Here is a 10,626-nt window from a genome sequence, read left to right as displayed (position 1 = left end):
GGAGGCGGGGGGTACGCCGCGGGCTGCGGCGGGTACGGCGGATAGTTCATGGGGTAGTCGACCGCAGGGGGCGACGGTGGTGGGGGAGGCGACGAGTACGTCGGCCCGGACGCATACCCGGCATCAGGGCGGGCCTCGATCGATGGTGGCGCGCCATAAGACGGTTGCGCTTCTGCGGCAGGCGGCAGATCCTTGGATTGCTCGATCGGAGGTGCTTCATAGCCGCTCGACGACGGTTCTGACGGCACGGCACTGGGCTCGGATGCAGGTGTTTCGCCTGCGTGGCCGTCCGGGTTTGTCATGCTGATCAACCTAGCGCACGGCACGGAACGTAGAGGTCACCTCATCGCAGGCACCTTTTGCGGGTGGGGGACGTTGCTGTAACAAGAGCAGCAGGCCGATCGGTCGCTGCACGACAGGAGAGTGAAGATCGATGACCAGCCCATTCCAGCCCGGGCAGGCAGCCGGTGCGACACCAGGTGCGCCGCTGCGCGGCGCGTTGCCCACACCGCCCAAAGGGTGGCCGATCGGCTCCTACCCGACCTACGCCGAGGCGCAGCGTGCGGTGGACTATCTGTCCGACCAACAATTCCCGGTTCAGCAGGTGACGCTGGTCGGTGTCGACCTGATGCAGGTCGAGCGGGTGACGGGCCGGTTGAGCTGGCCCAAGGTGCTCGGCGGCGGCGTGCTCTCGGGCGCCTGGCTGGGTCTGTTCATCGGCCTGATCCTGGGCTTTTTCAGCCCCAATCCGTGGAGTGCCCTGCTGACGGGTCTGATCGCGGGCGTGTTCTTCGGCCTGATCACCTCGGCGATCCCGTACGCGATGGCTCGCGGCACAAGAGATTTCAGTTCGACCATGCAGCTGGTCGCGGGCCGCTATGACGTGCTGTGCGATCCGCAGAGTGCCGAACAGGGCCGGGATCTGCTGGCGCGCTTGACGATCTGAGCCCGTCCGGCCGCCGCTGATGTGCGGTGTGGCAAAGTTTGCAGGTCACGATTGTGATGCGCGTGTGCCGAAAGTGTTGCACATCATGCGTATTTGGCTCTACGGTTTGCGCGCGGGCGGTTCCCGCCCGAAGTCGCAGCGGCGGCGACATGGAGTGACGGGAGGCCCAGCGGTGCGCGCTCGGCGGCTGTGTGCTGCGGCAGTGGCCGCGTTGACGGCGGTCACGACCGTCTCCGCCTGTGGGGCCCCCGCCAGCGGCCTGGTCATCAACTACTACACGCCGGCCAACGAGATGGCCACGTTCACCGCCGTGGCCAAACGCTGCAACTCCGAACTCGGTGGCCGGTTCACCATCAAACAGATCAGCCTGCCGAAAGGTGCTGACGACCAACGGCTGCAGCTGGCCCGACGCCTGACGGGCAACGACAAGTCGCTCGATGTGATGGCGCTCGACGTGGTGTGGACGGCAGAGTTCGCCGAAGCCGGTTGGGCACTACCGCTGTCCGACGACCCGGCCGGCCTCGCCGAGTCCGATGCCGCCGAGAACACCTTGGCAGGCCCGCTGCAGACCGCGCGCTGGCAGGGCAAGCTGTATGCCGCGCCGATCACCACGAACACCCAATTGCTTTGGTATCGAGCCGATTTGATGGATGAGCCGCCGCGCACCTGGGACGGCATGGTCGCCGAGGCGACGCGTCTGCACGCGGCAGGGAAGCCGAGCTGGATTGCGGTGCAGGCAAAGCAGTACGAGGGCCTGGTGGTGTGGTTCAACACGCTGCTCGCGAGTGCGGGCGGTCAGGTGCTCTCCGACGACGGCAAGACCGTCACCCTCACCGACACCCCTGAGCATCGGGCGGCGACGGTGAAGGCATTGCAGATCATGAAGTCGGTCGCGACCGCGCCGGGTGCGGACCCGTCGGTGACCCAGACCGACGAGGGCACCGCGCGCCTTGCCCTCGAACAGGGCAAGGCTGCCCTGGAGGTGAACTGGCCGTTCGTGCTGCCCTCGCTGTTGGAGAACGCCGTCAAGGGCGGGGTGAAGTTCCTGCCGCTCAACGAGCGTCCCGATCTCACCGACGCCATCAACGACCTCGGCACCTTCTCGCCCAGCGATGAACAGTTCGAGGCCGCATACGACGCCAGCAAAAAGGTCTTCGGCTTCGCCAACTACCCGGGCGTCCGCGCCGGCGAACCGGCGAAAGTGACCATCGGTGGTCTCAACCTGGCTGTCGCGTCCACCAGCCAGCACAAGGCCGAGGCCTTCGAAGCCATTCGCTGCCTGCGCAACATCGACAATCAGCGCTACACCTCGGTGGAGGGCGGGCTGCCCGCGGTGCGCGAATCCCTCTACGACGACCCGGCCTTCCAGGCGAAGTACCCGCAGTACGCCATCATCCGCGAGCAACTCAGCGATGCCGCCGTGCGCCCGGCGACCCCGGTCTATCAGGCGGTGTCCACCCGCATCTCGGCGACGCTGGCCCCGGTGACCGCGATCGACCCGGAGCGGACGGCCGATGTGTTGACCACGCAGGTGCAGAAGGCCATCGACGGTAAGGGGCTGATCCCGTGACGTCGTCAACCGCTACCGCTTCCGCGCCCGCGCCGGCGGCCCGCACCGACGACCGCCGGTCGCAGCGCAGGCTGGCCTACGCACTCATCGCTCCGGCGGTGGTCCTCATGCTCGCGGTAACGGCCTATCCCATCGGCTACGCGGTATGGCTGAGCCTGCAGCGCTACAACCTGGCCGCGCCGGGCGACACCGCGTTCGTCGGGGTCGACAACTACGTCACGATTCTCACCGACCGGTATTGGTGGACGGCGTTCGCCGTGACGCTGGGGATCACGGTCGTGTCGGTGGCCATCGAGTTCGTGCTCGGCATGGCGTTGGCATTGGTCATGCACCGCACCATCTTCGGCAGAGGCGTCGTGCGTACCGCGGTGCTGATCCCGTACGGCATCGTCACCGTCGCGGCGTCGTACAGCTGGTACTACGCATGGACGCCGGGCACGGGGTACCTGGCGAACCTGCTGCCGGATGGCAGCGCGCCGTTGACCGAGCAGTTGCCGTCGCTGGCCATCGTGGTGCTGGCGGAGGTGTGGAAGACCACGCCGTTCATGGCGCTGCTGCTGTTGGCCGGGCTGGCGCTGGTACCGCAGGAACTGCTCAACGCCGCCCAGGTCGACGGTGCGGGGGCATGGCAGCGGCTGGTCAAAGTGATTCTCCCGCTGATGAAACCGGCCATCCTGGTGGCGCTGCTGTTCCGCACCCTTGACGCGTTCCGGATCTTCGACAACATCTATGTGCTGACCGGTGGGGCCAACAACACCGGGTCGGTGTCGATCTTGGGTTACGACAACCTGTTCAAGGCGTTCAACCTCGGGTTGGGTTCGGCCATCAGCGTGTTGATCTTCGCCTCGGTCGCGGTCATCGCGTTCATCTACATCAAGATCTTCGGGGCGTCGGCGCCTGGGTCGGACGCGGAGGGCCGCTGATGACCGAAGCTGACGATGCGGGCCCCCAGGCCCGAGGAGGAAGCGAGCAACATGGCTGAAGCTGACGATGCGGGCCCCCAGGCCCGAGGAGGAAGCGAGCAACATGGCTGAAGCTGACGATGCGGGCCCCCAGGCCCGAGGAGGAAGCGAGCAACATGGCTGAAGCTGACGATGCGGGCCCCCAGGCCCGAGGAGGAAGCGAGCAACATGGCTGAAGCTGACGATGCGGGCCCCCAGGCCCGAGGAGGAAGCGAGCAACATGGCTGAACGGGTCGGTGCGCGCCGCGCGACCGGATGGGTTGTCGTCGACGCACTGGTGATTCTCTATGCACTGTTCCCGGTGTTGTGGATCCTGTCGTTGTCGTTGAAACCGACGTCAACGGTCAAGGACGGCAAGCTGATTCCGACGCAGATCACTTTCGCCAACTACAAGGGCATCTTCACCGGTGACATCTTCAGCTCGGCACTGGTCAACTCCATCGGCATCGGCCTGATCACCACGGTGATCGCGGTGGTGGTCGGTGGCATGGCGGCCTATGCCGTGGCACGGCTGGCGTTCCCGGGCAAGCGGTTGCTGGTCGGCGTCGCTCTGCTGATCGCGATGTTCCCGCAGATCTCGCTGGTGACACCGCTTTTCAACATCGAGCGCCGGCTCGGCCTGTTCGACACCTGGCCGGGCCTGATCATCCCCTACATCACTTTCGCGCTGCCGCTGGCGATCTACACACTCTCGGCGTTCTTCCGGGAGATCCCATGGGATCTGGAGAAGGCCGCGAAGATGGACGGTGCCACGCCGGCGCAGGCGTTCCGCAAGGTCATCGCCCCGCTGGCGGTGCCAGGCATCGTCACCGCGGCCATCCTGGTGTTCATCTTCGCGTGGAACGATCTGCTGCTGGCTCTGTCGCTGACCGCGACCCAACGCGCCATCACGGCGCCGGTGGCCATCGCGAACTTCACCGGCAGTTCGCAATTCGAGGAGCCGACCGGTTCCATTGCGGCGGGCGCGATGGTCATCACCATCCCGATCATTGTCTTTGTCCTGATTTTCCAGCGGCGCATCGTCGCTGGACTGACCTCCGGTGCGGTAAAGGGGTAGTTGGATGGCCGAGATTGTGTTGGACCGGGTGACCAAGAGTTACCCCGACGGCGCAGGCGGTGTCCGGGAAGCCGTCAAAGAACTGTCCATGACCATCGCCGACGGCGAATTCATCATCCTGGTCGGGCCGTCCGGGTGCGGCAAATCCACCACGCTGAACATGATCGCCGGGCTCGAGGAGATCTCGTCGGGCGAGCTGAGCATCGGCGGGGAACGGGTCAACGAGAAGGCGCCCAAGGACCGCGACATCGCGATGGTGTTTCAGTCCTACGCGCTGTACCCGCACATGACGGTCCGGCAGAACATCGCCTTCCCGCTCACGCTGGCCAAGATGAAGAAGGACGAGATCGCGGCCAAGGTCGAAGAGACCGCCAAGATCCTCGACCTGACCGAACTGCTGGACCGCAAGCCCGCTCAGCTCTCCGGCGGGCAGCGTCAGCGGGTGGCGATGGGGCGGGCAATTGTCCGCAGCCCCAAGGCATTCCTGATGGACGAGCCGCTCTCTAACCTGGACGCCAAACTGCGGGTTCAGATGCGTGCCGAGATCTCGCGGTTGCAGAGCCGGCTGGGTACCACCACGGTGTACGTCACCCATGATCAGACCGAGGCGATGACGCTGGGGGACCGCGTTGTCGTGATGCTGGCCGGTGTGGTGCAACAGATCGGCACCCCCGACGAGCTGTACAAAAACCCGGTCAACCTGTTCGTGGCAGGCTTCATCGGGTCGCCTGCCATGAACTTCTTCCCGGCGACGTTCACCGATGTCGGGGTGCGGTTGCCGTTCGGTGATGTGACGCTGAGCCCCGACGTGCACGAGTTGCTGGCCCGAGCCCCCAAGCCGGACAACATCATTGTCGGGATCCGCCCGGAGCATCTTGAGGATGCGTCCCTGCTGGACGGGTATGCCAGGATCCGGGCCTTGAGCTTTACCGTTCGCGCCGACATCGTCGAGTCGCTGGGCTCGGAGAAGTACATCCACTTCACGATCGAAGGCGACAGTGCCCGCGCGGCGCAGTTGGCCGAGCTGGTCGCCGAATCCGGCGCGGGCGAAAACGAGTTCGTGGCAAGGGTTTCCGCGGAGTCCCGAGCGACGGCAGGCCAGCAGATCGAGCTGGCGTTCGACACGTCGAAACTGGTGATCTTCGATGCCGACTCGGGGCTGAACCTGACCCGGGTGATCGAACCCGAACCCGACGAGACGCTCGAGCCCGAGCCACAGCCCGAGCCGGAACCCGAGCCCGAGGCCGAAGCGCCAGAGGCTGAAACCAGTGAGACAGATTCCGACGAGCCCGCAGAACCCGCCGACGACGCCGAGGAGAAAACCGCGGCGCCGTCCGAGCCCAAAGCCGAGTGACCGACGTCCTGGCGGCCGTGCGAACCGGTCTCGACGAGCACTTCGCAGCTGCGGGTATCACCGCCGAACCGGTCAGTGCGAGTGTCACCTTCCTCGGAACCGAGCGGATCGAGGTGCTCCGCTTCGGCCCCGACCCAGCTGATGACACCGTGTACCACTATGTGACGCTGGGCTGTTCGCGTCACCCGATGTTCGACCCCACGGAATTCGTGGCCGACCCGATCCACGGTCCGCGGGCCGAGGTGACGGTGTCGCTGCGCGGGCCGACGCCGACTGGGCTGGCCCGGTCCCTGGCGATCCTCGCGGCGGCGCCTGCGGTCGAGGGGTTGGTGCTTGAGGCCGACGCCCTGGTCGATCTGGAGACGCCGTTGTTCGCCGGTGCGCCGTTCACGGCTTTCCTGTTGTCCCCCAGCGATATCGGGGAGATCGCGTTGCCGGATCCGATGACCGCGGTGAATGTCCTTGCCGCGACTCCGATCACCGCGACGGAGGCGGCGTGGGTGCGGCTCAAGGGCGCCGACGCGATGCGTGAGGCGTGGCAGACCGACGGTGTGGACGTGCTGAATCCGGCTCGCCGGGCCGCCAACCCGACCTGATACTCAGAGCCAGTCGTTCTTCCGGAAGGTGCGGTGCAGCACCACGCACACTGTGAGCATCAGGGTGAGAACTGCGGGATAGCCCCAGACCCAATGTAATTCGGGCATGTTGTCGAAGTTCATGCCGTAGATCCCGGCCAGTGCGGTCGGTACCGCCGCGATGGCTACCCACGCCGATATCTTGCGCATGTCGACGTTCTGCTGCATCGCGACCTTGCCGAGGGCGGCCTGCACCAGTGAGCTGAGCATTTCGTCGTAGCTGGAGATCCGCTCCGAGGCCTGGATGGTGTGATCGTTGACGTCGCGCATGTAGCGGCGCACTTCCACGGAGATGACGTCATTGTGGTCGGTGAGCAGCCGCTGCAGCGCCAGTGTCAGCGGCCCGACGGCGCGGCGCAACTCGACGACCTCCCGCTTGAGCAGGTAGATGCACTCGATGTTGGTCGGGGTGTCGGGGGAGAAGACGTTCTCCTCCATGACGTCGATATCGGTTTCCATCAGGTCGGTGACGTGCAGATAGTGGTCCACCACGTGGTCGGCGATCGCGTGCATGACGGCGAATGGGCCCAGCGTCAGGATGGCCGGCGACGCGTCGAGGCGGCGGCGCACGCTGGCCAGCCCGCCGTGTTCACCGTGCCGGACGGTGACCACGAAGTCGGGGCCGACGAAGATCATGATCTCGCCGGTCTCGACGATTTCGCGAGCGTTGGCCACCGAGGCGTGCTCGACGTAGTTCACGGTCTTGATCACCAAGAACAGTGTCTTGTCGTAGCGCTCCAGCTTGGGGCGCTGATGGGCGTGCACCGCGTCCTCGACCGCAAGCTCGTGTAACCCGAAAACGTCTGCGACAGACTGCATCTGGTGTTCGTCGGGCTCATGCAGGCCGACCCACGCGAACGCCTTCTTCCCGGCGCTCTCCAGTTCACGCACCTTGGCCTGCGCGGCCGCGTGGGTGTATTTGCCGGGCAACCTCTGTCCCTCGCAGTACACCCCGCAGTCGACCATGGCCCGGGCCACCGGAACATGGATGGATTTGGCGTCGGTGACGGGCGGTTTGGTCCGCGCAGCGGGGCGGAGCAGCGACGGCGGTAGCGCGCGGAACGAGGGCATTCGCTGGGCCTCCCATCAGCTGTGACCGGCACCCGATCGGGCCGCATTGAATCGTACGCGCCCAACCTGTTACCAACGGCTCACGAGAGGGGAAGTCGACCCTGTGAGATCGGTCTGTGAAGTACCCTGGCGCCGTGTCGGAAAGTACTGTCGCTTCATCGCGTGAGGACTCCGCGACGACGCGCACTCCCCAGGTTGTCGTCGAAGATTCCGAGATCTTTACTGCTCACGAAGGCGGCAAGCTCTCCGTCGAGCTCAATTCCCCGCTGGACACCCAGCGGGCCCTGTCGATCGCCTACACCCCGGGCGTCGCCCAGGTCAGCCGGGCCATCGCCACGGATCACACGCTGGCGGCCAAGTACACCTGGGCGAACCGTTTGGTCGCCGTCGTCAGTGACGGCACCGCGGTGCTGGGTCTCGGCGACATCGGCGCGGCGGCGTCGCTGCCGGTGATGGAGGGCAAGAGTGCGCTGTTCAAGTCTTTCGGCGGACTGAACTCCATTCCCATCGTGCTGGACACCAAGGACCCCGACGAGATCGTCGAGACCCTGATCCGGCTCCGCCCGACATTCGGCGCGGTCAACCTGGAGGACATCTCGGCACCGCGGTGTTTCGAGGTCGAGCGCCGCGTCATCGAGGCGCTCGACTGCCCGGTCATGCACGATGACCAGCACGGCACCGCCATCGTGGTGCTCGCCGCGCTGCTGGGGGCCACCAAGGTGCTTGAGCGCGACATGCACAACCTGCGGGTCGTCGTCTCGGGCGCCGGCGCGGCCGGCGTGGCCTGCACCAACATGCTGCTCGCCAAGGGCATCGCCGACATCACCGTGCTGGATTCGCAGGGCATCGTTCACGCCGACCGCGAGGGCATGAACTCCTTCAAGACCGAACTGGCGGGGCGCACCAACCCGCGCGGTCTCACCGGCGGCATCGCCGAGGCGCTCGACGGCGCCGACATGTTCCTCGGAGTGTCGGCAGGCATCGTGCCCGAAGAGCTCATCGCCACGATGGCCCCGGGCGGCATCGTCTTCGCCCTGTCCAATCCGGATCCGGAGATCCATCCCGATGCGGCGCGCAAGCATGCTGCGATCGTCGCGACGGGCCGCAGCGATTTCCCGAACCAGATCAACAACGTGCTGGCCTTCCCCGGGGTGTTCCGGGGTGCGCTCGATGCCGGTGCGCGCCGGATCACCGAGAAGATGAAGGTGGCCGCCGCTGAGGCGATCCACTCGGTCGTCGGGGACGATCTGGCCGCCGATCACATCGTGCCGAGTGCGCTCGATCCCCGGGTCGGGCCTGCGGTGGCCGCGGCAGTGGCGGCCGCGTCGGGAGACTGACACTGTCTGTGCGTCGTCGATTGGTTTTGGCGCTGGCGGTCGTACTGCTGATCGCCGGCTGCAGCTCCCATCCGCCGCCTGCCCCGATGGCCGTCGCGGCGGGCATGACCCCGGAGTATGCGCTGATCGGCCAGCTGTATGCGGCCGCGCTGCGCTATTACGGCACTCCCGCCGAGGTCACCCCGACCAAGGAGGCGCTTGGCGCGCTGGATTCCGGTTCGGTGACCGTCCTGCCCGGGTTCACCGGACAGTTGCTCGAGACGTTCGCGCCCGGTGCGTCGGCGCATTCCGATGAGCAGGTCTACCGCGACCTGCTCTCGGCGTTGCCCGAGGGCGTCGCCGCCGGTGACTACACCATGTCGGCCCAGGACAAACCCGCTGTCGCGGTGACGGAACAGACCGCGTCGGCCTGGGGCGGGAAAGATCTCTCCGCGCTGCGGCGCAACTGCGCCAAGGTGGTGCCCGGGGCTCTCAAAGGCGCAGCCGTCCCTGCGCTGGTGGGTACCTGCCACCTGCCCAAACCTGTCGAATTCACCGATCGCGCAAGTCTTTTCGCGGCGCTTCGGGCCGGGAAGATCAACGCGGCATGGACCACCACCGCCGACCCGGCCAACCCGGCGGAGGTGGTGGTGCTCGCCGACCGCACGGCGATGATCCGTGCGGAGAACGTGGTGCCGCTCTACCGGCGCAATGTGCTCAACGAACGCCAGATCCTGGCGGTCAACGAGGTGGCGGGTGTCCTGGACACCGGTTCACTTGCTGACATGCTTCGGCAGGTGGCCGAAGGCGCCGACCCGCGTGCGGTCGCCGACGCCTTCCTGCAGGCCAACCCGCTCGGCCACTAGTCCGTCAGTAGGGCAGGATGCGGCTCATGGCGGTGGAGAACAACCGCTGGTAGCCCGAGCCCGTGATGCGCACGACGATGTCGAGCAGCTTGGCGTCGGGGCCGACGAGCACCCGGGCCTTGTTCTTGCGCACGGCCTCGAGGATGATCTTCGCGGCCCGCTGCGGTGTGGTGTTGGCGAGCTTCTTGTCGAACACCTTGGCCAGTTCCTGCGGGTCGAGACCCTCGGCTGCCGTGGCGTTGCGGGCGATCGCGGTCTTGATGCCGCCCGGGTGCACAGTGGTGACCTTGACCGGGTGCTTGGCCAGTGCCATTTCCTGGCGCAGAGCCTCGGTGAACCCGCGTACCGCGAACTTGGCCGAGTTGTAGGCGGCCTGGCCCGGCACGGCGAACAGGCCGAAGATGCTGGAGACGTTGACCACGTGTCCGTCGCCGGAGGCGATCAGGTGCGGCAGGAACGCCTTGGTGCCGTTGACGACGCCCCAGAAGTCGACGTCCATCACGCGTTCGATGTCCTTGTAGCTGCTGACCTCGATGTCGCCGGTGAACGCGATGCCTGCGTTGTTGTAGATCTGATTGACCTTGCCGTAATGCTCGACGACCGAATTCGCGTACAGCTCGAAAGCTTCGCGCTCGGTGACATCGAGCCGGTCGGCCTTGACCGGCGCGCCGATCGCCTTGAGTCGCTCCTCGGTGACGGCGAGGCCTTCGGTGTCGACGTCGCTGATGGCGAGCTTGGCGCCCGAGCGTCCGAGTTCGATGGCCAGTGCCTGTCCGATACCCGACCCGGCACCCGTCACCACGGCGACCTTCCCAGCAAAGCCTTCCATGCGCACTCCCTTGTGTCGTT

At 66.1% G+C, this 10,626-nt stretch carries 10 protein-coding genes and 1 pseudogene; 8 read left to right on the top strand and 3 right to left on the bottom strand.

Annotated features, from left to right (window positions below; all coding sequences use genetic code 11):
- Positions 1–302 (bottom strand): annotated as a pseudogene (locus BST13_RS40000) (DUF4190 domain-containing protein); the annotation flags it as partial.
- A gap of 131 nt (positions 303–433) precedes the next feature.
- Here BST13_RS40000 and BST13_RS34050 point away from each other — a divergent pair.
- The 6 genes from BST13_RS34050 (at position 434) to BST13_RS34025 (ending at position 6,485) form a co-directional block, all read left to right on the top strand.
- Positions 434–946: a YflT domain-containing protein gene (locus tag BST13_RS34050; RefSeq protein WP_029366602.1), complete on the top strand. Its 513-nt coding sequence runs from the start codon at positions 434–436 to the stop codon at positions 944–946.
- Positions 947–1,118: 172 nt separating this feature from the next.
- A complete protein-coding gene (locus BST13_RS34045) occupies positions 1,119–2,516 on the top strand; it encodes an ABC transporter substrate-binding protein (RefSeq protein WP_095533822.1) in 1,398 nt (465 codons plus the stop codon).
- 71 nt (positions 2,517–2,587) lie between these two features.
- Positions 2,588–3,439 carry a carbohydrate ABC transporter permease gene (locus BST13_RS34040; RefSeq protein ID WP_425437089.1) on the top strand — a complete coding sequence of 284 codons (852 nt, stop codon included), beginning with the start codon at positions 2,588–2,590 and terminating at the stop codon, positions 3,437–3,439.
- Between the two features lie 259 nt (positions 3,440–3,698).
- On the top strand, positions 3,699–4,535 hold the full coding sequence (locus BST13_RS34035) for a carbohydrate ABC transporter permease (RefSeq protein ID WP_083170064.1): 837 nt from the start codon (positions 3,699–3,701) through the stop codon (positions 4,533–4,535).
- 4 nt (positions 4,536–4,539) lie between these two features.
- Positions 4,540–5,889, top strand: coding sequence for an ABC transporter ATP-binding protein (locus BST13_RS34030; protein ID WP_083170062.1), 1,350 nt, complete (start codon positions 4,540–4,542; stop codon positions 5,887–5,889).
- Entirely contained in the window at positions 5,886–6,485 is a 600-nt protein-coding gene (locus tag BST13_RS34025; RefSeq protein ID WP_083170060.1) for a suppressor of fused domain protein, read from the top strand. The genes BST13_RS34030 and BST13_RS34025 overlap by 4 nt, the downstream gene beginning before the upstream one ends.
- A 3-nt stretch (positions 6,486–6,488) precedes the next feature.
- On the opposite strand, the gene corA is transcribed toward BST13_RS34025, so the two are convergent.
- On the bottom strand, positions 6,489–7,595 hold the full coding sequence (gene corA / locus BST13_RS34020; protein WP_083170058.1) for a magnesium/cobalt transporter CorA: 1,107 nt from the start codon (positions 7,593–7,595) through the stop codon (positions 6,489–6,491).
- 134 nt (positions 7,596–7,729) lie between these two features.
- Here corA and BST13_RS34015 point away from each other — a divergent pair, with 134 nt between their 5' ends.
- A complete protein-coding gene (locus BST13_RS34015) occupies positions 7,730–8,932 on the top strand; it encodes an NAD(P)-dependent malic enzyme (protein ID WP_083170072.1) in 1,203 nt (400 codons plus the stop codon).
- A gap of 2 nt (positions 8,933–8,934) precedes the next feature.
- Positions 8,935–9,777, top strand: a complete 843-nt coding sequence (locus BST13_RS34010) for a glycine betaine ABC transporter substrate-binding protein (protein WP_425437088.1) — start codon at positions 8,935–8,937, stop codon at positions 9,775–9,777.
- Between the two features lie 4 nt (positions 9,778–9,781).
- Here BST13_RS34010 and BST13_RS34005 read toward each other — a convergent pair whose 3' ends face one another.
- A complete protein-coding gene (locus tag BST13_RS34005) occupies positions 9,782–10,606 on the bottom strand; it encodes an SDR family NAD(P)-dependent oxidoreductase (RefSeq protein WP_083170054.1) in 825 nt (274 codons plus the stop codon).
- Positions 10,607–10,626 lie beyond the last annotated feature (20 nt).

This window comes from Mycobacterium aquaticum, assembly GCF_002086485.1.
GTDB lineage: Bacteria > Actinomycetota > Actinomycetes > Mycobacteriales > Mycobacteriaceae > Mycobacterium > Mycobacterium aquaticum.
Note: the sequence above shows the minus strand (reverse complement) of the source record. Positions and strands in the feature narration are given on the sequence as shown.